This is a genomic window from Rhizobium sp. BK418 (genome assembly GCF_004341105.1).
Lineage (GTDB): Bacteria > Pseudomonadota > Alphaproteobacteria > Rhizobiales > Rhizobiaceae > Rhizobium.
Genome location: NZ_SLZK01000004.1, coordinates 307,217 through 328,766, shown reverse-complemented (window position 1 = coordinate 328,766; position 21,550 = coordinate 307,217). Strand labels below are relative to the sequence as shown.

The 21,550-nt window shown below is 60.7% G+C and carries 19 protein-coding genes, 1 pseudogene and 1 riboswitch; of the genes and pseudogenes, 13 read left to right on the top strand and 7 right to left on the bottom strand.

All coding sequences use genetic code 11. The features are described 5' to 3' along the window. Genes EV281_RS18465 through EV281_RS18445 form a run of 5 tightly spaced genes read right to left on the bottom strand, consistent with a single transcriptional unit; the run spans window position 1 to window position 5,432 of the window. Complete coding sequence (locus EV281_RS18465) at window positions 1-1,014, bottom strand: alpha-ketoacid dehydrogenase subunit beta (RefSeq protein ID WP_132654908.1); 1,014 nt, start codon at window positions 1,012-1,014, stop codon at window positions 1-3. Between the two features lies 1 nt (window position 1,015). Beyond that, on the bottom strand, window positions 1,016-2,248 hold the full coding sequence (locus EV281_RS18460; RefSeq protein ID WP_132654906.1) for a 3-methyl-2-oxobutanoate dehydrogenase (2-methylpropanoyl-transferring) subunit alpha: 1,233 nt from the start codon (window positions 2,246-2,248) through the stop codon (window positions 1,016-1,018). A gap of 60 nt (window positions 2,249-2,308) precedes the next feature. Next, window positions 2,309-3,436 (bottom strand): acyl-CoA dehydrogenase family protein, encoded by a 1,128-nt coding sequence (locus EV281_RS18455; RefSeq protein ID WP_132654904.1) that lies wholly within the window; start codon window positions 3,434-3,436, stop codon window positions 2,309-2,311. Between the two features lie 17 nt (window positions 3,437-3,453). After that, complete coding sequence (locus EV281_RS18450; protein WP_132654902.1) at window positions 3,454-4,641, bottom strand: acetyl-CoA C-acyltransferase; 1,188 nt, start codon at window positions 4,639-4,641, stop codon at window positions 3,454-3,456. A gap of 23 nt (window positions 4,642-4,664) precedes the next feature. Beyond that, window positions 4,665-5,432 (bottom strand): 3-hydroxyacyl-CoA dehydrogenase, encoded by a 768-nt coding sequence (locus tag EV281_RS18445; protein WP_132654900.1) that lies wholly within the window; start codon window positions 5,430-5,432, stop codon window positions 4,665-4,667. A gap of 82 nt (window positions 5,433-5,514) precedes the next feature. Here EV281_RS18445 and EV281_RS18440 point away from each other — a divergent pair, with 82 nt between their 5' ends. From EV281_RS18440 to EV281_RS18385, 12 genes are all read left to right on the top strand, one after another. Beyond that, a complete protein-coding gene (locus tag EV281_RS18440; RefSeq protein ID WP_132655437.1) occupies window positions 5,515-6,594 on the top strand; it encodes an AraC family transcriptional regulator in 1,080 nt (359 codons plus the stop codon). A gap of 65 nt (window positions 6,595-6,659) precedes the next feature. Continuing rightward, window positions 6,660-7,805, top strand: coding sequence for an isovaleryl-CoA dehydrogenase (locus EV281_RS18435; protein WP_132654898.1), 1,146 nt, complete (start codon window positions 6,660-6,662; stop codon window positions 7,803-7,805). After that, window positions 7,802-9,412, top strand: coding sequence for a carboxyl transferase domain-containing protein (locus EV281_RS18430; protein WP_132654896.1), 1,611 nt, complete (start codon window positions 7,802-7,804; stop codon window positions 9,410-9,412). The genes EV281_RS18435 and EV281_RS18430 overlap by 4 nt, the downstream gene beginning before the upstream one ends. A gap of 9 nt (window positions 9,413-9,421) precedes the next feature. Further along, window positions 9,422-11,287 carry a biotin carboxylase N-terminal domain-containing protein gene (locus tag EV281_RS18425; protein ID WP_132654894.1) on the top strand — a complete coding sequence of 622 codons (1,866 nt, stop codon included), beginning with the start codon at window positions 9,422-9,424 and terminating at the stop codon, window positions 11,285-11,287. Beyond that, complete coding sequence (locus tag EV281_RS18420; RefSeq protein WP_132655435.1) at window positions 11,287-11,739, top strand: MaoC family dehydratase; 453 nt, start codon at window positions 11,287-11,289, stop codon at window positions 11,737-11,739. The genes EV281_RS18425 and EV281_RS18420 overlap by 1 nt, the downstream gene beginning before the upstream one ends. Continuing rightward, complete coding sequence (locus EV281_RS18415; protein ID WP_132654892.1) at window positions 11,736-12,584, top strand: CoA ester lyase; 849 nt, start codon at window positions 11,736-11,738, stop codon at window positions 12,582-12,584. Before EV281_RS18420 ends, EV281_RS18415 begins: the two co-directional genes overlap by 4 nt. A 531-nt stretch (window positions 12,585-13,115) precedes the next feature. Beyond that, on the top strand, window positions 13,116-14,474 hold the full coding sequence (locus EV281_RS18410; RefSeq protein WP_132654890.1) for an extracellular solute-binding protein: 1,359 nt from the start codon (window positions 13,116-13,118) through the stop codon (window positions 14,472-14,474). Window positions 14,475-14,600: 126 nt separating this feature from the next. Continuing rightward, window positions 14,601-15,485, top strand: coding sequence for a sugar ABC transporter permease (locus EV281_RS18405; RefSeq protein WP_132654888.1), 885 nt, complete (start codon window positions 14,601-14,603; stop codon window positions 15,483-15,485). 10 nt (window positions 15,486-15,495) lie between these two features. Beyond that, window positions 15,496-16,410 (top strand): ABC transporter permease subunit, encoded by a 915-nt coding sequence (locus EV281_RS18400; RefSeq protein WP_132654886.1) that lies wholly within the window; start codon window positions 15,496-15,498, stop codon window positions 16,408-16,410. 13 nt (window positions 16,411-16,423) lie between these two features. Then, entirely contained in the window at window positions 16,424-17,533 is a 1,110-nt protein-coding gene (ugpC, locus tag EV281_RS18395; protein WP_132654884.1) for a sn-glycerol-3-phosphate ABC transporter ATP-binding protein UgpC, read from the top strand. Between the two features lie 11 nt (window positions 17,534-17,544). Beyond that, window positions 17,545-18,582 carry an endonuclease/exonuclease/phosphatase family protein gene (locus tag EV281_RS18390; RefSeq protein WP_132654882.1) on the top strand — a complete coding sequence of 346 codons (1,038 nt, stop codon included), beginning with the start codon at window positions 17,545-17,547 and terminating at the stop codon, window positions 18,580-18,582. A 336-nt stretch (window positions 18,583-18,918) separates the two neighbouring features. Further along, entirely contained in the window at window positions 18,919-19,371 is a 453-nt protein-coding gene (locus tag EV281_RS18385; RefSeq protein WP_132654880.1) for a hypothetical protein, read from the top strand. Between the two features lie 66 nt (window positions 19,372-19,437). Here the strand turns inward: EV281_RS18385 and EV281_RS31690 are convergent. Together EV281_RS31690 and EV281_RS18380 are read right to left on the bottom strand one after the other, a co-directional pair. Then, window positions 19,438-19,548, bottom strand: a pseudogene (locus EV281_RS31690) (ribonuclease); the annotation flags it as partial. After that, on the bottom strand, window positions 19,536-19,736 hold the full coding sequence (locus EV281_RS18380) for a hypothetical protein (RefSeq protein ID WP_132654878.1): 201 nt from the start codon (window positions 19,734-19,736) through the stop codon (window positions 19,536-19,538). The gene EV281_RS18380 and the pseudogene EV281_RS31690, both read right to left, overlap by 13 nt. Here EV281_RS18380 and EV281_RS18375 point away from each other — a divergent pair. Further along, the gene (locus EV281_RS18375) at window positions 19,735-21,258 is read left to right on the top strand and encodes an aldehyde dehydrogenase (NADP(+)) (RefSeq protein WP_132654876.1); all 1,524 of its coding nucleotides are present in this window, start codon (window positions 19,735-19,737) and stop codon (window positions 21,256-21,258) included. The genes EV281_RS18380 and EV281_RS18375 overlap by 2 nt on opposite strands. A 151-nt stretch (window positions 21,259-21,409) precedes the next feature. Continuing rightward, window positions 21,410-21,509, top strand: a riboswitch (TPP riboswitch). The last annotated feature ends 41 nt before the right edge of the window (window positions 21,510-21,550 follow it).

Genomic DNA, 21,550 nt, shown 5'->3' with positions numbered 1-21,550 from the left:
TCAGGCCTCCATGACTTCGGCGAGCGCCCGTCCGACGCGGCCGGGTCCGGGAAAATAATCCCACTCCTGCGCATGCGGATAGGGTGTGTCCCAGCCGGCGACGCGCACGACGGGAGCTTCGAGCTGATAGAAGCAATGTTCCTGCACCAGCGACACGACTTCGGCGCCGAAACCCGAGGTCAGAGTGGCTTCGTGGACGACGACGCAGCGTCCAGTTTTGGTGACAGATTTGACGATCGTATCGAGATCAAGCGGCAGGAGGCTTCTGAGATCGATCACCTCGGCATCGATACCGGCATCCTCGGCGGCGGCAAGCGCCACATGCACCATCGTGCCATAGGCGACGACAGTCACGGCCGAGCCCGCACGCCGCACTTCGGCCTTGCCGATCGGGATCGTATAGTACCCCTCCGGCACTTCGCCGAGATCGTGTTTCGACCACGGTGTCACCGGTCGTTCGTGGTGACCGTCGAAGGGTCCGTTATAGAGCCGCTTCGGCTCCAGGAACATGACGGGATCGGGATCCTCGATCGCAGCGATCAGCAGGCCCTTGGCGTCATAGGGGTTGGAGGGTACGACCACTTTCAGACCGCAGACATGGGTGAAAAGCGCCTCCGGACTCTGGCTGTGTGTCTGGCCGCCGAAGATGCCGCCGCCAGTCGGCATGCGTACGACGATCGGGCAAGTGAAATCGCCATTCGAGCGATAACGGATACGCGCCGCCTCCTGCGTCAGCTGATCGTAAGCCGGATACATGTAATCGGCAAACTGGATTTCGACGCAGGGCTTCAGTCCATAGGCCGCCATGCCGATCGCCGTGCCGACAATGCCGGATTCGCTTATCGGCGTGTCGAAACAACGGGTCTTGCCGTATTTTGCCTGCAGGCCCTGCGTACAGCGGAAAACGCCGCCGAAATAGCCGACATCCTCGCCGAAAACCACGACGTTGTCGTCGCGCGCCATCGAGACGTCCATGGCGCTACGCACCGCCTCGATCATCGTCATCCGGGTCATATCAGTACCCCGCCTTCTGCCGCTGACGACGAATGTGCGGCGGCATTTCGGCATAGACGCCTTCGAAAAGGTCGCGCACTGAAGGCTTGCCGCCATCATGCAGCGTGCCATGCGCCTCGGCCTGGCGCTGGGCCTCGATCACCTCGTCCATGATCTCGGCCTCGGCCTGGGTATGGCGCTCCTCCGACCATACGCCCCTGACGATCAGGTGCTTCTTCAGCCGCAGAACAGGATCGCCGAGCGGCCAGGCTTCGGATTCCGTTTTCGGGCGATAGGCGCTCGGATCATCCGAGGTCGAGTGGGCGCCAACGCGATAGGTGACATATTCGATCAGAGTCGGACCGAGATTGCGTCGCGCCCGCTCCGCAGCCCAGCGGGCGACAGCATGAACGGCGAGATAGTCGTTTCCATCGACGCGCAAGGCCGGAATGCCGAAACCGAGACCCCGGGCGGCAAACGTGCCGGAGCCACCGCGGGCAATGCCCTGGAAGGTGGAGATCGCCCATTGATTGTTGACGATGTTGAGGATGACCGGCGCCTTGTAGGTAGAGGCGAAGACTAACGCCGAATGGAAATCCGATTCCGCCGTCGAGCCGTCACCGATCCAGCCGGCTGCAATGCGGCTGTCGTTCTTGATCGCCGAGGCCATGGCCCAGCCGACTGCTTGCACATATTGCGTGGCGAGATTGCCCGAGATCGTGAAGAAGCCGTGTTCCTTGGAGGAATACATGATGGGCAATTGCCGCCCGTGCAGCGGATCGCTCTCGTTCGAGTAGATCTGGTTCATCATCTCGACCATCGGATAGTCGTCAGCGATGAGCAGGCCGGCCTGCCGATAGGTCGGGAAGTTCACGTCTCCTTTCCGCAATGCCTTACGAAAGCCGCAGCTGACGGCCTCCTCGCCGAGATGCTGCATGTAGAAAGAGGTCTTGCCCTGCCGCTGCGCCATCAGCATGCGGGCATCGAAGGCGCGCAGCTTCATCATGTTGCGAAGCCCTATCAGCAGTTCCTCATCGCTCAGCGATCCCGCCCAAGGGCCAACGGCCTCGCCGTCGCGATTGAGCACACGGATGATCGAATAGGCGAGGTCGCGGATATCTTCGGAAGCGACATCCACCTCCGGCCGTGGCACCGCCCCTGCCTTTGCAATCTTGACGTTGGAAAAATCGGGTTGGCCGCCCGGACGGACAGCAGGTTCTGGGACATGCAGGCTCAAACGAGCAGATTCCACCATGTGGTCTTTTTCCTCCCTTTATCGGCCCAGCCCCTCTCCTCCAGAAGCAGGGCCTCGTTCTTATAAGTTGCGGGCAATCACCATGCGCTGCACGTCACTTGTTCCCTCATAGATCTGGCAGATGCGCACGTCGCGGTAGATGCGCTCCACAGGATAATCCGCCATATAACCGTAACCTCCATGGATCTGGATCGCGTCGGAGCAGACACGTTCGGCCATTTCAGAGGCAAAGAGCTTGGCCATCGAAGCTTCCGATAGACATGGCAATCCTGCCTCCCGGAGCGAGGCAGCATGGAAGACGAGTTGTCGGGCCGCCTCAATGCGCGTTGCCATATCGGAAAGCCGAAAGGCGACGGCCTGATGTTCAACAATCGGCTTGCCGAAGGAACTGCGTTCCCGGGCATAGCCAAGCGCCGCCTCGAAAGCAGCCCGCGCCATGCCGACAGCCTGCGCCGCAATGCCGATACGCCCGCCCTCCAGATTGGCAAGCGCGATCCGGTAGCCCTCACCTTCCTCACCGAGCCTAAGTTCTATCGGAATATGCATGCCGTTGAAGGCGATCTGGCAGGTATCGGACGAGTGTAGCCCGAGCTTTTCCTCGACACGGATCACCTCGTAACCGGGCGTATCGGTCGGCACGATGAAGGCGGTAATGCCTTTCTTTCCGGCATTCGGATCGGTAACGGCAAAGACAATGATGATCTGTCCGTTCTTACCGGAGGTGATGAACTGCTTGGCGCCATCGAGTACATAATGATCGCCGTCGCGGCGCGCCCGTGTCTTGAGGTTCGAAGCATCGGAGCCGGCCTGTGGCTCCGTCAGTGCAAAACCACCGATCCAGTCCCCGCTGGCGAGCTTCGGCAGGAAGCGCTTGCGCTGCTCTTCAGTACCGAATTTCAAGATCGGCACGCAGCCGACCGAACTGTGCACGCTCATGATGGTGGAGCAGGGCCCGTCGCCGGCTGCGATCTCCTCCAGCGCTGCAGCATAGGCGATGATGCCAGTATCCGATCCGCCATAGGCCTCAGGCACCAGCATGCCGAGAAGCCCGAGCTCGCCCATATCCTTCAATTCTTCTCGCGGGAAGAGCGATTCCCGGTCACGTTTTGCCGCTCCCGGCGCCAGGCGTTCCCGAGCGAAATCACGGGCCAGATCCCGGATTTGCTGCTGAAGTTCGGAAAGGATCATTCGGCCCTCCTCCTCCCTTAGTGCCGCTCGATCGCAACGGCAGTCGCCTCGCCGCCGCCGATGCAGAGCGCCGCCATGCCGTGCTTCAGGTCGTAACGCTCCAGCGCCGCCAATAGCGTCACCAGAATACGGGCGCCCGAGGCGCCAATTGGATGGCCGAGCGCACAGGCGCCTCCATGCACATTTACCTTCTCATGCGGCAGATGCAGGTCGCGCATCGCCGCCATGGCGACGACTGCGAACGCCTCGTTGATCTCAAAGAGATCAACGTCAGACAACGGCAGGCCTGTGCGGTCCGACAGCTTCTGCAAAGCGCCGATCGGAGCGGTGGCGAAAAGATTGGGTTCCTGCGAATGTGTGGCATGGCCGAGAATGGTGGCAAGCGGCTTTAGCCCGCGATGGTCCGCCTCCGAACGGCGCACCAGCACGAGCGCGGCGGCTCCATCGGAGATGGAGCTGGAATTGGCAGCCGTCACTGTACCTCCCTCTCGGAAGGCTGGCTTCAGCGTCGGGATCTTGTCAAGCTTTGCCTTGCCCGGCTGCTCATCACGGCTTACCACCAGTTCCACCTTGCCAGACCTCACCAGGACAGGCACGATTTCACGGTTGAAGCTGCCTTCCGCGATCGCCTTCTGCGCCCGCGTCAGCGACGTCACGGCATAGGCGTCCTGCGCCTCGCGCGTGAACTGATAGGCTTCGGCGCAATCCTCGGCGAAACTGCCCATCAAGCGCCCCTTGTCATAAGCGTCCTCCAGCCCGTCGAGGAACATGTGATCCACGACCCGCCCATGGCCGAGCCTGTAACCCGCACGGGCACGATCAAGGAGATAGGGCGCATTCGTCATGCTTTCCATGCCGCCGGCAACAGCTATCGAGCCGCTGCCAGCTGCGATCAGGTCATGCGCCATCATGACCGCCTTCATCCCGGAGCCGCACATCTTGTTGACGGTGCTGGCCCCTGTCGCAAAAGGCAGCCCGGCATGGATCGCCGCCTGGCGCGCCGGTGCCTGCCCCTGGCCGGCCGGCAATACACAGCCGAAAATGACTTCCTCGATTGCGCCGGCCGCAATGCCGCTGCGCTCAAGCGCGGCGCGGATCGCTGCCGCGCCAAGTTCTGGCGCTGCCACATCTTTGAGTTCTCCCTGAAAGCTGCCGATTGGCGTGCGGGCGACGCCGACGATGACGATTGGATCTTGCAGAGCCATGTTCTCTCCTTCGGGGCGACCGTTCAGCGCACGCCCATGCGCAACGCACCGTCGAGTCTGATGACCTCGCCGTTCAGCATGCTGTTTTCCAGGATATGGCGCACCAGAGCAGCAAACTCCGTGGGATGACCAAGACGCGGCGGGAAAGGCACGCTCTTGCCAAGTGCTTCCCGCACCTCCGTCGGCATGCCGGCCATCATCGGCGTTTCGAAAATGCCCGGCGCAATCGACACGGTACGAATGCCGTGACGCGCAAGCTCGCGGGCGATCGGCAGCGTCATTGCCGCGACACCGCCTTTGGAAGCGGCATAGGCCGCCTGACCGATCTGCCCATCGAAAGCAGCGGCCGAAGCCGTATTGATGATCACGCCGCGCTCGCCTTCCGCATCCGGTCCGGCATTCTGGATGGCGGCGGCGGCAAGCCGGATCATATTGAAAGTGCCAATGAGATTGATGCTGATTGTTCGCGCAAAGCTCTCCAGCCGATGCGGGCCGTCACGACCAACCACCTTTTCGGCCGGCGCCACCCCGGCGCAATTGACGAGCCCTCGAAGCGGGCCGAAGGCCTCCACGGCAGCAGCGATTAGCGCCGCGCCGTCTTCTGCGTTGGTCACGTCAGCCCTGACGAAGCGCGCATACCGCCCCAGATCGCGGGCCGCCGATTCACCTGCATCCACGTTGAGATCGGCGATCGTCACCCGTCCGCCAGCTTCGACAAGCATGCGAGCCGTTGCTGCTCCGAGCCCGGAGCCGCCCCCGGTTACGATGAAACTTGCGCCGCTGATCTGCACGGATCGTTCCTCCCTACCCGGCAGTCACCTCCTCCAAGAGCTGCCTGAAATGAGATTCTATTCCTTCCGCCTATTGCAAGCGATGACAGAACTGCTCCATTATTTCGGCCAGTTTTGCCATTCCCCATTTTACCAGGATAGAGCGGCGATGACCGAAATCGAACGCCGCATGATTGCACCGGGCTTCGTCGAGGAAGCTCTCGACAGCCTGCGTCGGCTCGGCAAACCGGTGGCGCCTGTTCTGGCCGAGCTCGGCCTGCCGCTGGCGATTGATCAACCGATCTCGGCCGAAACCTATGGTGCTCTATGGTTGGCAATTGCCGCCGAGCTCGACGATGAATTCTTCGGCATGGGTGCCCGGCCGATGCGCCGTGGCAGCTTCACTCTGCTCTGCCATTGCGTGCTGCACGCTCCGACGCTCGGCCATGCTTTGCGACGGGCCTTGCGCTTCCTCGATGTCGTTCTGGACGATCCGCGCGGCACGCTCGTCATCCGGGACGGGCTCGCCCAGATTGAGCTTCGGGACGCCGGCGAGCCGCGCTCGGCCTTTGCCTATCGCACCTACTGGATCATCCTCCATGGCATTATCTGCTGGCTGGTCGGCCGTCGCATTCCGATCCGCCTCGTCGATTTCCGTTGCGCTGAACCAAGCCAGGGCGCTGATTACCGGCTTTTCTTTGGCGCACCGGTGCGCTTCGCGCAGCCGATCAGCCGGCTTGGCTTCGACAGCTCTCTTCTCGATCTGCCGATTTCGCGCAGCGAGCAGGCCCTGAAGCAATTCCTGCGGGGGGCTCCTGCCAATATTCTCGTGCGTTACCGCTACGATGCCGGCATCGCCGCTGCTGTTCGCCGTCGTCTCTCTCAGACGCCGCCAGCCGCCTGGTCGAGCTTCCAGATACTCGCTGCCGACATGCGCATGCCGCCCTCGACGCTGCGGCACCGTCTGCATGACGAGGGCCAGAGCTATGCCGGCATCAAAGACGATATCCGCCGCGATCTCGCCGTTGATATGCTGATGAACACATCGAAGACCATCGGCGAGATAGCCGTGCAACTCGGCTATTCCGAACCCAGCGCCTTCTTCCGCGCCTTCCGGAAATGGATGGACAGGAGTCCCGAGGCTTTTCGGCGCGAAGAGACAAAATCGGCCCAATGGGAATAGGCTTCGATCAAGGGAGCTTTGAACCGGCCGCAACCCGCGCTACATGTTTTAGCGGGAGGAGTGCCATGTTTGATTTTTCGCTCGGCGAAACCGCGGATGCGATCCGCGAAGCGACGGCACGATTTGCCGCCGACAACATTGCTCCGCTGGCAGCGGAGATCGACGAAAGCAACACGTTTCCACGCCAGCTTTGGCCACAGATGGGGGCGCTCGGCCTACATGGCATTACCGTCGAGGAAGAATTCGGCGGTGCAGGCCTCGGCTATCTCGAACATGTCGTCGCCATGGAAGAGATCTCTCGGGCATCGGCTTCCGTTGGCTTAAGCTATGGCGCCCACTCCAATCTCTGCGTCAACCAAATCCGCCGATGGGCTACGCCAGAGCAGAAGCAGCGCTATCTTCCGAAGCTGATTTCCGGCGAGCATGTCGGTTCGCTTGCGATGTCGGAAGCAGGCTCCGGCTCGGATGTCGTTTCCATGCGACTCAAGGCCGAGCGCAAGGGTGATCGCTATGTTCTCAATGGCACGAAATTCTGGATCACCAATGCGCCGCATGCCGATGTGCTCGTCGTCTATGCCAAGACTGATCCGACGGCCGGGCCGAAGGGTATTTCGGCCTTCATCATCGAAAAGGGCATGTCCGGCTTCAGCGTTTCGAAGAAGCTCTCTAAGCTCGGCATGCGCGGCAGCGATACGGCCGAGCTGGTTTTCCAAGATTGCGAGGTGCCGGCGGAAGCGCTGATGGGCCGGGAAGGCCAGGGTGTGAAGATCCTGATGTCGGGCCTTGACTACGAACGCGCCGTGCTGGCTGCCGGTCCGCTCGGCATCATGCAGGCCTCTCTCGACGTGGTGCTGCCCTATGTGCGGGAGCGCAAACAGTTCGGCAAGGCGATCGGCGACTTCCAGCTGATGCAGGGCAAGATCGCCGACATGTATGTCGCGCTGAATTCGTCGCGCGCCTATGTCTATTCCGTGGCGCGGGCCTGCGATGCCGGCCGCACGACCCGCTCGGATGCGGCAGCTGCCATCCTCTTTGCCAGCGAGAATGCCGTGAAGGTGTCGCTGGAAGCGATCCAGGCGCTCGGCGGCGCGGGATATACCAGGGAATGGCCGGTCGAGCGGTTCCTACGCGACGCCAAGCTCTACGATATCGGCGCCGGCACCAATGAGATCCGCCGCTATCTGATTGGCCGGGAGCTCATCGCATCATGACGGTGATTTCCTCTGCCATCGATCGCGACAGCGAAACCTTCAGGGCCAATGCAAGCAAGAACGGAAGCCTGATCGCAGAACTCTATGCGCGATCGGCGAAAACCCGCGAGGGTGGTTCGCAGGCCGCGCGTGAGCGCCATACCGGCAAGGGCAAGCTCCTGCCGCGCGACCGCATCCAGCTGCTGCTCGACGCCGGTAGCCCGTTTCTGGAAATCGGCACGCTGGCGGCAAACGGTATGTATGGCGATGAGGCCCCGGGGGCGGGTATCATCACTGGCATCGGCCGCGTTTGCGGTCGCGAGGTAATGATCGTTGCCAATGACGCCACGGTCAAAGGGGGCGCCTATTTTCCCCTTACGGTGAAGAAGCACCTGCGGGCGCAAGAGATTGCCATGCAGAACCGGCTACCCTGCATCTATCTCGTCGATAGCGGCGGCGCTAATCTTCCGCATCAGGCTGAGGTCTTTCCCGATCGCGATCATTTCGGGGCGATCTTCTACAATCAGGCGCAGATGTCGGCCGAAGGCATTCCGCAGATCGCCTGCGTCATGGGAAGCTGCACGGCGGGCGGTGCCTATGTACCCGCCATGTCCGACGAGACGATCATCGTGCGCAATCAAGGCACGATCTTCCTTGCCGGCCCGCCACTGGTGAAGGCTGCGACCGGCGAAATCATTTCGGCCGAAGAACTCGGCGGCGCCGAGACCCATGGCCGCCGCTCTGGTGTGGTCGATCACGTGGCGGAAAATGACGAACATGCGCTGCTTCTCGTGCGCGATATCGTGGCGAGCCTCAACAGCGTGAAATCGGTCTATATCGACATTCAGGCGCCTCGCCCGCCGAAACTCGACCCCGAAGATCTTGGTGGCATCATCCCTGAGGACGTCCGTTCGCCCTATGACGTGCGCGAGGTCATCGGCCGCATCGTCGATGGCTCCGAGCTGCATGAGTTCAAGCCGCTCTATGGCGCGACCCTGGTCTGCGGTTTTGCGCGTATATGGGGCATGCCGGTCGCCATTATCGCCAATAATGGCGTGCTGTTTTCCGAGAGCGCGCTGAAGGGCGCACATTTCATCGAGCTTGCCTGCCAGCGGCGTGTGCCACTGCTGTTTCTGCAGAACATATCGGGCTTCATGGTCGGCGGCCGTTACGAAGCAGGCGGCATCGCCAAGGATGGCGCTAAACTTGTCACCGCCGTCGCCACCGCCACCGTGCCGAAGATCACCGTCATCATCGGCGGCAGTTTCGGCGCTGGCAATTACGGCATGTGCGGACGTGCCTACCGCCCGCGTTTCCTCTTCACCTGGCCGAACAGCCGCATCAGCGTCATGGGCGGCGAGCAGGCGGCTTCCGTGCTTGCCACCATTCGCCGCGATGCGATGGAGGCGCGCGGCGAAAGCTGGTCGGTCGAAGATGAAGATGCCTTCAAGACGCCGATCCGCGCCGGCTACGAGGCCGAAGGCAATCCCTACTACGCCACCGCGCGTCTCTGGGACGACGGCATCATCGATCCGCGCCAGACGCGCGACGTGCTGGGCCTTGCCTTCTCCGCCTGCCTGAATGCGCCAATTCCCAAAGGGCCGCGCTTCGGCGTCTTCCGGATGTGAGGTGGCGCGATGATGGAAAGCCTGCTCATAGCCAACAGGGGCGAGATCGCCGGCCGGATCATCCGCACGGCGAAAGCCCTCGGCATCCGCACCATTGCCGTTTATTCAGAGGCCGATGCGAGCCTGCCCTTTGTAGCGGAGGCGGACGAAGCTCTTGCCATCGGCCCAGCGCCTGCTCGCGAGAGTTATCTTTCGCAGGAGCGCATTTTGGAGGCTGCCCGCAGAACAGGTGCGGCCGCAATCCATCCCGGCTACGGCTTCCTGTCGGAAAACGCCGAATTTGCCGAAGCCGTCGAGAATGCCGGCATTATCTGGGTCGGCGCCCCGCCTGCGGCCATCCGAGCCATGGGACTGAAGGATGCTGCCAAGCAACTGATGCAGGCCGCCGGCGTGCCGGTTACGCCGGGCTACATGGGAGGGGATCAGAGCGAAAAACGGCTTGCTGGCGAAGCGGATGCGATCGGCTATCCCGTACTCATCAAGGCGGTTGCCGGCGGTGGTGGCAAGGGCATGCGCCGCGTCGATCGACGCGAAGATTTTGCAGAACTCCTCGCCTCCTGCCGCCGCGAGGCAGCCTCCTCCTTCGGCGACGATCGTGTCCTGATCGAACGTTACATCACCAATCCGCGCCATATCGAGGTCCAGGTCTTCGCCGATCGCTTCGGCAATTGCGTCCACCTCTTCGAGCGCGACTGCTCCCTGCAACGCCGGCACCAGAAGGTGATCGAAGAAGCGCCGGCTCCCGGTCTCGATACCGCTACCCGTACGGCAATCTGCGAGGCCGCCGTCAAGGCGGCCAAGGCAGTAGACTATGTCGGGGCCGGCACGATCGAATTCATCGCCGACGCCTCGGAGGGACTGCGACCGGATCGCATCTGGTTCATGGAGATGAACACCCGGCTGCAGGTGGAGCATCCTGTGACTGAGGCCATTACTGGTGAAGACCTGGTACTATGGCAATTGAAGGTCGCCGCAGGTCAGCCGCTGCCGAAGCGGCAAGAAGACATCACGATGAAGGGCTGGGCCTTCGAAGCTCGCCTCTATGCCGAAAATCCCTCCTCCGGCTATCTGCCCTCGATCGGCCGGCTCGACCATTTGCGTTTGCCGCAATATGTGCGGATCGACAGCGGCGTCGAGGAAGGCAACCAGATCACCGCCTTCTACGATCCGATGATCGCCAAGATCATCGCTCATGGTCCGAACCGTGAGGCCGCCCTCTCCAAACTCGCCAAAGCCTGCGAAAATATCGAGGTCTGGCCTGTCAAATCCAATGCCGGCCTTCTCGCGCGCGTCGCCGCCGATGCAGATTTCCACGCGGCAAAGGTCGATACCGGTTTCCTCGATCGCCACGGCGAGACCCTCCTGTCAAAAGAGCCCAGCGATATGACAATCGACAAAGCAGCTACGGCGCTGACAGCAAAAGGCGCGACCGATCCGTGGTCCGCGCTTGCCGGTCTACGCATATCGGCCGCAAGCGATAGCCGCACACGCGTCCGCGTTGGCGATCGTCTCTATTGGGGTCATGTCCGGCCCGGTCTCGAAGCCAATGTCGTCACGTTCGACGAAACCATGGTCCTTTTCGATGCCGGCAATGCCTGGCCGATCGGCCTGCCTGTCGCAAGCGAAGTCGAGGCGCACCAGGGCGCCGGCGATGGTGCGATTCTCTCGCCCATGCCGGGCCTTGTCATCTCGGTCGATGTTGCGGAAGGCGACCACGTCGCCAAGGGCGATCGGCTGCTGACAGTGGAAGCGATGAAGATGGAACATACGCTGCGCGCGCCTTTCGACGGCATCGTCGGCAAATTGCCTGTCTCTGCAGGCGCCAGGGTCTCCGAGAATCAGCTGGTCGCCAGCATCATGAAGGGAGAGAAATGATGGCCGGCCGTTATTTCGACGAATGGACGGTCGGCGATCGCATTGTCCACGAGATCCGCCGCACGGTCACGGAAACCGACAACCTGCTCTTCACGACACTTTCTCATAACCCGCAGCCGCTGCATCTCGATGCCGATTATGCGGCGGGTACGGAATTCGGCCGCATCGTCGTCAATGGCACGTTCACCTTCGCGCTCACTGTCGGCATCTCGGTCGGCGATACGACACTCGGAACGCTGGTCGCCAATCTCGGCTACGACAAGGTGACGATGCCGAAACCGGTCTTCATCGGCGATACGCTGCGGGTGGAAACCGAGGTGATGGAACTGCGCCGCTCCAACTCCCGGCCCGATGCCGGGATCGTCACGTTCCGGCATGTCACGCTGAACCAGCGAAACGAGACCGTCTGCCAGTGTCTGCGCACCGCCATGCTGCAGGTGAAACCGTCATGAGGTTGCGCTCGCTGCTCTTCGTGCCCGGCGATCGGCCGGAGCGCTTCGACAAGGCACTCGCCTCGGGCGCCGATGCTGTCATCCTCGATCTGGAAGACTCCGTATCCGTGCAGAACAAGCCGAAGGCACGGGATGCCGTGCACGACTTCACCATGCGCCGCGCGGCCGATACGGCTCTTGTCATCCGGATCAATCCCCTCGCCTCGCCCGCCTTCGAGGACGATCTTGCTGCACTCAGCGATCTTAATCCCTTCGCGATCATGCTGCCGAAGGCGGAAGGTTCGGCATCCGTGCGCCAGCTCACAAGCCGCCTCTCATCCACCGTTCCCATCCTGCCGATCGCCACTGAAACGCCGGCCGCTATCTTCGAGATCGGCAGCTACCGGGATGTCGCGTCTCATCTTTGCGGACTGACCTGGGGCGCGGAAGATCTGCCTGCCGCAATCGGCGCGACAACCGCCCGCGAGGCCGATGGACGCTATACCGCGCCTTACGAGCTCGCCCGCTCCCTCGTTCTCTTTGGCGCTCACGCCGCCGCCGTTCCCGCCATCGAAACAGTCTATCCCGATTTCCGCGATCACGATGGCCTCAAAGCTTATGTGGCGCGCGCCAGACGCGACGGTTTCTCGGGCATGATGGCGATCCACCCGAGCCAGGTCGAACCGATCAATCGTGCCTTCACGCCCGATGCGGCGGAGATCGCCTGGGCCGAAAGGGTTGTGGCCGCATTCGCCGGCTCGCCCGAAATTGGCGTTGTCCAACTCGAGGGACGCATGCTCGACCTACCGCATCTCAAACTCGCGAAACGCATTCTGGAGGCGGAAAAAACATCGAGCGATGGGTGACTCTGGCTGCTTTGCTCGCTGGCTCCTCGCGTGACAGTAAAAAACGGCTGGCTGTAAGGCCGTGAATAGGTCGATTCATGAACACCAAAGACGCCCCAATAACAGGCAAATAGACAAGATGTCGTAAATAGAATATCAGATGCCGCGTTCCGGAAGCTCAACGCACAGCTGTACAAAGCTATTTCCGATGTCGAAATCGACCGATGGCATGTTGTTCTTGATCGAGACTTATGCGATTTACGAAATACTCGCAATAAGAAAATCTATTAATGGATTTGAATAGGCGCGCCCACTTTTACGAAAGCCAGCTAAATTCATATATAAACAGAATGTAGGCGACCGCAACGACTAAAACTTCGAACTCAATGTATTGAATATCCCCAAAGTCTCAGAAAATTGGCATATGAATATTTTATGACAGAAAGTTTCTACTCTATTCATGTCATGGAAACTTCATTGGTTACCGCAAATTGAACCAGTTAATAGGGCGTGCGCTCAAGAGGGGGCGCGTCCTATTTTTCGAGGGTTCTCATGCAAGCCAAGCTTCTCGGCGCCGTAGGCGCCCTTCTCGCTTCAGCTTTCGTTGCTGCTGGTCCCGCCGCTGCTGCCGAAAAGACCAAGATTGACTTCTGGTTCGGCAACTCAGGCGATATCGCTACGCGCGTTCAGGAACAGTGCGACCGCTTCAACAAGTCGCAGAACGACTTCGAAGTCGTCTGCACCAGCCAGGGCTCCTACGATGCCTCGCTGCAGAACACGATCGCCGCTTTCCGCGCCGGCAAGCAGCCGACCATCGCTCAGGTCTCTGACGCTGGAACGCTCGACATCATGCTTTCGGGCGCTTACTACCCGGCCAACAAGCTCATGACGGACATGGGCTACAATGTTGACTGGAACGACTACTTCTCCGGTATCGCCGGCTACTACGCCACTTCCAAGGGCGACATGTACTCCTTCCCCTTCAACTCCTCCACGGCTCTGCTGTACTGGAACAAGGACGCCTTTGCCAAGATCGGCAAGGACCATGCTCCGGCGACCTGGAAGGAAGCTGGCGAAGACTTCAAGGCTCTGAAGGACGCAGGTTATGCTTGCCCGCTCGGCTTCGACATCTCCAACAACGAAGTCTGGCAGTTCATCGAGCAGTTTGAAGCCGTCAACGGCGAACCGATCGCTACCAAGAAGAACGGCTTTGAAGGCCTCGACGCCGAGCTGGTGTTCAATAAGAACCCGATGCTCGTCAACTTCGTCAAGGATCTGAAGGGCTGGTATGACGCCAAGGAAGCCGTCATCAAGAACAAGGCTGTTGGCCAGACCTTCGTTGAAGCCTTCGCTGCCGGCGATTGCCAGGTCATCCTGACCTCCGTTGGCGACCATGGCAACATCGGCCGCACTGCCAAGCAGGGGATGAACTGGGGCGTCGCCATGCTCCCGACCTACGGAGATGCTACCCGTCACAGTTCCTACGTTGGCGGCGCTTCGCTCTGGGTTCTGAAGGGTCATTCGGACGCCGAATACAAGGCTGCTGCTGCCTTCTTCAACTTCATCGCAAAGCCGGAAGAAGCTCTCACCTGGTCGACCGTTACCGGCTACATCCCAGTTCGTAACTCGGGCTTCGAATACCTGAAGAAGCAGGGCTTCTACGACAAGGCTCCTTACGCCGGTCGCGAACTCGCCATCCAGAGCCTGACCGCTTCCCCGGCTGGCGACACGTCTGCCAAGGGCATCCGTCTCGGCGGTCTCCTCCAGATCCGTACCGAAATCGCGAACGGCCTACAGGCAATCTTCGTCAATAATGCCGACGTACAGGCTTCACTCGACTCTGCTGCCGACCGCGGCAACCAACTCCTGCGTCGCTTCCAGCAGACCTACAAGGGCGTTCAGCTGCCCTAATCGACTGACATGAGCCGCACCCGGCCCGCTTCCGGCGCGCCGGGTGCGTCTTCATACATCCCTACCGGCTGCGGCAGCGATATCGCCGCCCGCACCAGAACCAAACCAGGGCGAAAACGACCACTCATGGAAAAGCGCGTCACTTTCTCCTCGACGACAATCGGCCTTCTCTTCGCATTTCCGATGCTGCTGCTGATCTTCGTCTTCTTCTACTGGCCAAGCGCGCAGGCGCTGTATTGGGCATTCACGCTCGAACAGCCATGGGGCGGCGGCAACGCCTGGGTCGGTTTCGACAATTTCAAGCAGCTGCTGAGCGACCCGATCTACTGGGACTCCGTTACCCGCAGCATGATCTTCGGCTTCGCCTCGACCGCCATTGCCATGGGCCTGGCTCTCATCCTGGCGCTTCTGACCGATCGTGAACTTCGCGGCCACAAGATTTATCGCTCGGTTTTCATCTGGCCCTATGCAATTGCCGCTCCTGCCCTCGGCCTTGCTTTTCGTTTCATCCTGGCGCCGGAAGCCGGCCTTCTATCGGTCATCAACCACGTCTGGCCCGGCCTCTGGAATCCGGCATTCGATGGCAAGGATGCGATGATCGCCGTCATCATCGCCTTTTCCTGGAAATATATCGGCTATAATTTCATCTTCTTCCTGTCGGCCCTGCAGGGCATTCCGCGCTCGCTGATCGAAGCGGCCGCGATGGACGGCTCCGGACCAATGCGCCGCATGTGGGATATTCAGTTGCCGCTGCTGACCCCGACGCTGTTCTTCCTGCTCGTCATCAACATCACCGAAAGCTTCCAGGATTCCTTCGGTATCGTCGATGTCATGACCCAGGGGGGGCCGGCCCGCGCAACCGAACTCATGGTCTACAAGATCTATTTCGACGGTTTCAAAGGCCTGGATTATTCGGGTGCGGCAGCCCAGTCCATGATCCTGATGGGCCTCGTCATCCTGCTCACCATATTCCAGTTCCGCTTTATCGAGCGGCGCGTGCACTACAAGTGAGGTCACGGACATGATCGAACGCACGCCAATCTTCAATTTCGTCTGCTACACGCTGCTGGCTCTCGGCCTGGTGATCGCACTCCTGCCATTCGTCATCGTCATCATCGCATCGACACTCGATCTCGAGACCGTCAACCGTGTGCCGCTGCCGCTTATTCCAAGCGGCCATTTCTGGGAGAATGTGCAGACCGCCTGGGTTCGCGCCGATCTCGGCAACAAGCTGTTCCACAGCATCATCTTCGCTGCCACGGTCGGCGCCGGCAAGGTTATCCTCTCGGCCATGGCCGCCTTCTCGATCGTCTATTTCCGCTTCCGCGGCCGCTATCTGATCTTCTGGATCATCTTCATCACGCTGATGCTGCCACTCGAAGTTCGCATCGTGCCGACCTATTCGATCGCTGCTAACGCGCTTCAGCCCTTCCAGGCGATCCTCGATGTCAGCGGGATCAGCTGGCTGATCGCACAGGTCACCGGCATCCAGGTCAAGCTCGAATGGGGTCTCTTGAACTCCTATCCCGGCCTCGTTCTGCCGATGGTGGCGACGGCGACCGGCACCTTCCTCTACCGGCAGTTCTACCTGACGGTTCCGGACGAACTCGCAGAAGCATCGAAGATGGATGGTTCAGGCGCGGTCCGCTTCTTCTGGGACGTGCTTTTGCCGCTGTCCCGCCCGAACATGATCGCGCTCTTCACCATCATGTTCGTCTGGGCCTGGAACCAGTATCTCTGGCCGCTGCTTATCACGACTGACCCAAAATTCGGCATCGCCGTTACTCAGCTCAAGACACTTATTCCCTCCGAATTCGGGCTGCCCGACTGGAACGTCGCGATGGCCGGAACATTGATTATCATGTCCCCGCCGCTGATCCTCGTCATCCTGATGCAGCGTTGGTTCGTGCGCGGCCTTATCTCCACCGAGAAGTGAAAGGAACAGACCCTTGGCACCGATCTCCATCCGTGGCGTGAAGAAAAGCTATGGCAAGAACGCCGTCGTTCATGGCGTCGATCTCGAAATTCAGTCCGGCGAGTTCATCGTCATCCTCGGCCCGTCCGGTTGCGGCAAGTCCACCCTGCTGCGCATGGTCGCTGGCCTGGAGGAAATTACCGGCGGCGAAATTGCCATCGACGGCCGCGTCGTCAACCAGCTGGAGCCGCGTGAACGTGGCTGCGCCATGGTGTTCCAGAATTACGCGCTCTATCCGCACATGAGCGTCGCCGAGAATATCGGCTATGCACTCAAGGTCGCCGGCGTGCCAAAGGCTGAGCGTGACCGCCGCATCGCCGATGTCGCCAAGGCGCTGAGCCTGGAGCCCTTCCTCGAACGTCGCCCGGCGGCCCTCTCGGGCGGCCAGCGCCAGCGCGTGGCCATGGGCCGCGCCATGATCCGCGAGCCGAATGTCTTCCTCTTCGACGAGCCGCTTTCTAACCTCGATGCCAAACTGCGTATCGCTATGCGCGCCGAAATCCGCCGCCTGCATCGCCGCCTCGGTGCGACCTCGATCTTTGTCACCCACGACCAAAACGAGGCCATGACACTTGCCGACCGCATCATCGTCATGAACGCCGGCAATGTCGAACAGATCGGCACGCCGGAAGAGGTTTACCACTATCCCGCAAGTCGTTTCGTTGCCGGCTTCGTCGGTACGCCGGCGATGAATCTTCTGGAAGGCCGCGTCAACGAAAACGGCATCTTCATCTATGACGAAGGCCGCACCGTCACGCTTCCGGCGGAGCGCGGCAAGCAACTCGCCGGCCAGCGTGTCGTTCTTGGCGTGCGCGCTGAAGCGGCTCGTCTCGTCGCCCCGGATGCCGCGGGTGCGCTTATCGCCACTGCCGACTTCATCGAAGAACTCGGTGCGAGCCGCGTCGTGCATGCTGATTTTGATGGTTTGCCCTTCGCCGTCGCCATGACGGGGTCGGTCGCGCTGAAAACCGGCGATCGGATCGGCATTGCGATCGATCAGGATTCGATGCATTTCTATTCGGCAGAAACTGGCGCCGTACTCGTCGCGCCGGCACGGAGCCGCGCTACCCCTGTCAACGCCTGAGCCAGATACCGATGAAAAGCTTTCTGGATCTCGCCAACGACGACCGCAACCTTGTTGTGGCCGCCGTGGAGACGCTTGCCGTACCGTCTGCCGCCTTCTTCGATGAGGCGCGTGCCGCCGAACTGACACAAGCCGAACATGATCGCTTGACCGCGACTCTGCCCGCGCTCTCCACGATCGAAGTGGTAAGGACAGCCAACAATACCACGACAACCAACGGTCTTGTCGTCGCCGCATGGAATGCGGAACGCTTGAAGTATCATGCTCCGTCGGTGGAACTCGTTGGTCAGAGTGGCGCGGATATCCTGCTGCTGACGGAGGCCGATCTCGGCACAGCGCGTGCCGGCAACCGCCACACCGTCGCCGATCTCGCCCACGCCCTCGGCATGTCCTATGTTTTTGGCGTGGAGTTCGTGGAACTTGGCCTAGGAGATTCCCGCGAGCGCGAATGGCATAAGGGTCAGAGGAATTCCGTCGGCTTCCATGGCAATGCGCTGCTCTCCCGCCTGCCAATACTGGACGCAGCACTGATTCATCTCGATGATGGCGGAACCTGGTGGACGGATGCAAAGGACGGCCAGGGCCGGATCGGTGGGCGCATGGCGATCGCGGCGAAGATCGATACCGCATTCGGGCAGATCCTCGCCGTCAGCGTGCATCTGGAAAGTAAGACCGATATTGAGGATCGAGCCCTTCAGACAAAAAGGCTGATTGCTTCAGTCGATACGCTTGCCGATGGTTTACCTGTGGTGATAGGCGGCGACTTCAACACCAACATCCTCCCTGCGGGATCGCGCGAGCCGGAAGCGTATGAACCGCTCTTCAACCTTCTTGCGGACGCTGGATATGATTGGAAAACGGCCAATGACTTCGCGCTCACGCAACGGACCCGCCCGGACGGGACACCCGAACCGCCCTTTGCCCGCCTTGACTGGCTCTTCGCTCGCGGGCTTGCAGCGCACCAAGCCGTGACTGTTGCCGCCGTCGATGTCAACGGCGCAGCAATTTCCGATCACGAACTGATCAAGGCGTGTTTCTCCGTCTCCTGATCGGCCACACTGACCCATTGCCTCACAATGGGTTGGCTTTTCGGCTCCCAACCTTTCATAAAGTGTTGCATCCGCGCACTAGCGGGAATGCTTTAGATCTTGATAACGTTTTCGACGATTGGCGGGGGCCGGTTGCAAGCGTTCGACGAGGGGGCGCTTGCTTAAAATGGGATGGCTGCGCATTGCTATCAGCGGCCATCCCATTTTTTGTTCGAACCGAGAGCCTCATCGGCCGGTTGAAAGCCCTAGAAAACAGCCGACGCGAACCCGGGAATAAACGCCAAGCGGAACAGTCGGCGCGCACTATCGTTATGTTCGCAAAGAATGGAGGACGGCATGTCTAACGTCTCACGAACGGGAAACGACGAGATCAACAATGCGACAAATCCGAACACCTTCGGGCGCTCGGTCGAGAGCAAGGCGCAAATGGAAGACGTGGCGGCGGAGACTGCAGCGCGTCCCGCAGGAGAGCCTCTTGGCGTTTATCGACTTGAACCGATCGCAGCTCCAGATGATCCGAGATGGGCGAATTCGCCGAACCATGGCGTTGTGGTGGTCGCAGCAAGAACGGCAGGCGACGCCCGGATTGTCGCGGCCGGGCGCGAACTTGACTTCATGGAGGTCGATGCAGCACCTGCCGAGGATGTGACCACGACAAATGCGAGCTCATTTCGCGACGACAAGCTTTACACGGTGGTCGAGATCGATCGGAATCGCACCGATCTCGTGCGAGGCGTTCTTGAGGGCGAGGTCTCAGTGGATACGATTCGGCCCGTACAGCCCGATTGAGTAAAGCAGATGGAGAGATTTTCCGGCAGCCACTCCCCTTCCAGAAGCTCCTATCAATCCGCTGTTTCACCCCAGAGTATCGCCGACATAAGCGCCGTGCGTTCCTGTGGCCCTGAGCCATCCTGTTGTCATATCTTTCGCGGTCGGATGTTCGAGCTCGGCATTCAGCTCAGGCCCTTTCTGCCTTGGTTCGGCATACGATGAATGCGTGGTGCAAATCCTCCATTGGATTGTTGATGGCGCGGGTCGAGCATCTGTGGAATTTCGATCAGCGCCGATTGATAGGACTTCGGGAAGGATGTCGTGAAATTGAGAGCGCGAACGCCTATATAAGTGCCGAATCTTTTTGAAAGGAAATCCGTCATGAATATCAATGGAAGCCTGCTCGTTGCGGGATCGGAAAAGCGCGGCACGCGCGGCGAGCTTTTCGGCGTCGAGGCGGCCACTGGAGCGGCGTTGCCCGTTTCTTTCGGTGGCGCCTCCGCGGAAGACGTCGAAGAGGCGACCAAGCTTGCGTGGGAAGCCTTCGCCTCCTACCGGGAAACTGACCTCGAAACGCGGGCGGCCTTTCTGGAGACCATTGCCGGTGAGATCGAAGCGATCGGCGATGATCTGATCGTCCGCGGTATGGCGGAAACCGGTCTTGCGCGTGGACGGTTGGAAGGCGAGCGCGCCCGCACGACCGGACAGCTTCGGCTGTTTGCGAAAGAAGTTCGTGAGGGTCGGTTCCAGGAGCTCCGTTTCGACGGCGCGGATCCTTCCCGCAAGCCTGTTCCGAAGCCTGACCTGCGCCTGCGCAACATTGCTCTCGGTCCTGTCGCGGTTTTCGGCGCATCGAACTTCCCGCTTGCCTTCTCCGTCGCCGGCGGCGACACGGCATCGGCGCTCGCTGCCGGATGCCCTGTCGTCGTCAAGGCGCACTCCGCCCATCCGGGCACCTCGGAACTGGTAGGCCGCGCCGTTCAGCGCGCTGTCGCCAAGGCCGGCCTGCATGTCGGCACATTCGCGCTTCTCTTCGACACCGGCTTCGAGGTCGGGCAGAAGCTCGTGGCGGACGCCAGAATTCGCGCCGTCGGTTTTACCGGATCGCGCCGCGGCGGCACCGCGCTGATGAAGATCGCTTCCGAGCGCAAGCAGCCGATCCCCGTCTATGCCGAAATGAGCAGCGTCAACCCGGTTATCCTCTTCCCCAATGCTCTGAAAAGCCGCGCCGCAGAGATCGCCACTGGTTTCGTAAGTTCGCTGGTTCTGGGCGCCGGACAATTCTGCACCAATCCGGGCCTCATTCTTGCCGTTGAGGGCGAGGGCCTCGATGCCTTCATCACCAAGACGCAGGAATTGTTGCCGGAGGTTAGCGCGCAGACCATGCTTACCGGATCGATCGCCAAGGCCTTCTGCGAAGGCGTCGGTCGTCTGGAGAAACATCCCGAAGTCCGCCTCGTCGCCAACGGCAAGCCGGGCAACGAATTTGAAGGCACTGCTGCCCTTTTCGAGACGACGGCCGCAGCATTCCTCGCACATCACGAGCTTCAGGACGAGGTCTTCGGAGCAGCCGGTCTCCTCGTACGCTGCCGGAATCTCGCCGAACTCGAGCACGTCCTTGACGGGCTGGAAGGACAGCTGACCGTTGCCCTCCACATCGCCAGCGACGACGAGCCGGAAGCAAAGCGCCTCGTACCTAAGCTGGAGATGCTTGCCGGACGCCTGCTGGTGAACGGCTTCGGAACCGGCGTCGAAGTATCGCCCGCAATGGTGCATGGCGGCCCCTACCCGGCAACCGCTGACGGCAGATCGACCTCGGTCGGGACGCTGGCGATCTACAGGTTCCTGCGTCCGGTTTCCTATCAGGACTTCACGACGAACCTGCTTCCAGCTCCGCTGCGTTGATCGTTCGGAGCTTGCCAGCTCAACGCAAGGCCTTTGCGGAGGTCATGGAGGGAATTGGCAAGCTCCAACCGGTGGCAGCGGGAGAATCCTCATTCGTAAAACCGTCATTTTTGCCCGTGACAGCGGCGCCATTCTCTGCGAGAAAGGTGGCGTTGAGAGACAGGGGCGCCGGTTCTTGAAGAACAGGCTGAGAAGCACCCTTCGAACCTGAACCGGATAATGCCGGCGGAGGGAGTCGCTCGGGTCGCAGTCATGCTCTGGCATGGTCTTTCCCGCGCCTACCCCGCCTGAA

Excerpts from the sequence above, each read along its gene's own strand:
- EV281_RS18430 (WP_132654896.1), top strand. The coding sequence starts at position 7,802 with ATGACGGTGATTTCCTCTGCCATCGATCGCGACAGCGAAACCTTCAGG.
- EV281_RS18405 (WP_132654888.1), top strand. The coding sequence starts at position 14,601 with ATGGAAAAGCGCGTCACTTTCTCCTCGACGACAATCGGCCTTCTCTTC.
- EV281_RS18390 (WP_132654882.1), top strand. The coding sequence starts at position 17,545 with ATGAAAAGCTTTCTGGATCTCGCCAACGACGACCGCAACCTTGTTGTG.
- EV281_RS18410 (WP_132654890.1), top strand. The coding sequence starts at position 13,116 with ATGCAAGCCAAGCTTCTCGGCGCCGTAGGCGCCCTTCTCGCTTCAGCT.
- EV281_RS18455 (WP_132654904.1), bottom strand. The coding sequence starts at position 3,436 with ATGATCCTTTCCGAACTTCAGCAGCAAATCCGGGATCTGGCCCGTGAT.
- EV281_RS18400 (WP_132654886.1), top strand. The coding sequence starts at position 15,496 with ATGATCGAACGCACGCCAATCTTCAATTTCGTCTGCTACACGCTGCTG.
- EV281_RS18375 (WP_132654876.1), top strand. The coding sequence starts at position 19,735 with ATGAATATCAATGGAAGCCTGCTCGTTGCGGGATCGGAAAAGCGCGGC.
- EV281_RS18460 (WP_132654906.1), bottom strand. The coding sequence starts at position 2,248 with ATGGTGGAATCTGCTCGTTTGAGCCTGCATGTCCCAGAACCTGCTGTC.
- EV281_RS18385 (WP_132654880.1), top strand. The coding sequence starts at position 18,919 with ATGTCTAACGTCTCACGAACGGGAAACGACGAGATCAACAATGCGACA.
- EV281_RS18435 (WP_132654898.1), top strand. The coding sequence starts at position 6,660 with ATGTTTGATTTTTCGCTCGGCGAAACCGCGGATGCGATCCGCGAAGCG.
- EV281_RS18420 (WP_132655435.1), top strand. The coding sequence starts at position 11,287 with ATGGCCGGCCGTTATTTCGACGAATGGACGGTCGGCGATCGCATTGTC.
- EV281_RS18380 (WP_132654878.1), bottom strand. The coding sequence starts at position 19,736 with ATGACGGATTTCCTTTCAAAAAGATTCGGCACTTATATAGGCGTTCGC.
- EV281_RS18450 (WP_132654902.1), bottom strand. The coding sequence starts at position 4,641 with ATGGCTCTGCAAGATCCAATCGTCATCGTCGGCGTCGCCCGCACGCCA.
- EV281_RS18440 (WP_132655437.1), top strand. The coding sequence starts at position 5,515 with ATGACAGAACTGCTCCATTATTTCGGCCAGTTTTGCCATTCCCCATTT.
- EV281_RS18425 (WP_132654894.1), top strand. The coding sequence starts at position 9,422 with ATGATGGAAAGCCTGCTCATAGCCAACAGGGGCGAGATCGCCGGCCGG.
- EV281_RS18465 (WP_132654908.1), bottom strand. The coding sequence starts at position 1,014 with ATGACCCGGATGACGATGATCGAGGCGGTGCGTAGCGCCATGGACGTC.
- EV281_RS18415 (WP_132654892.1), top strand. The coding sequence starts at position 11,736 with ATGAGGTTGCGCTCGCTGCTCTTCGTGCCCGGCGATCGGCCGGAGCGC.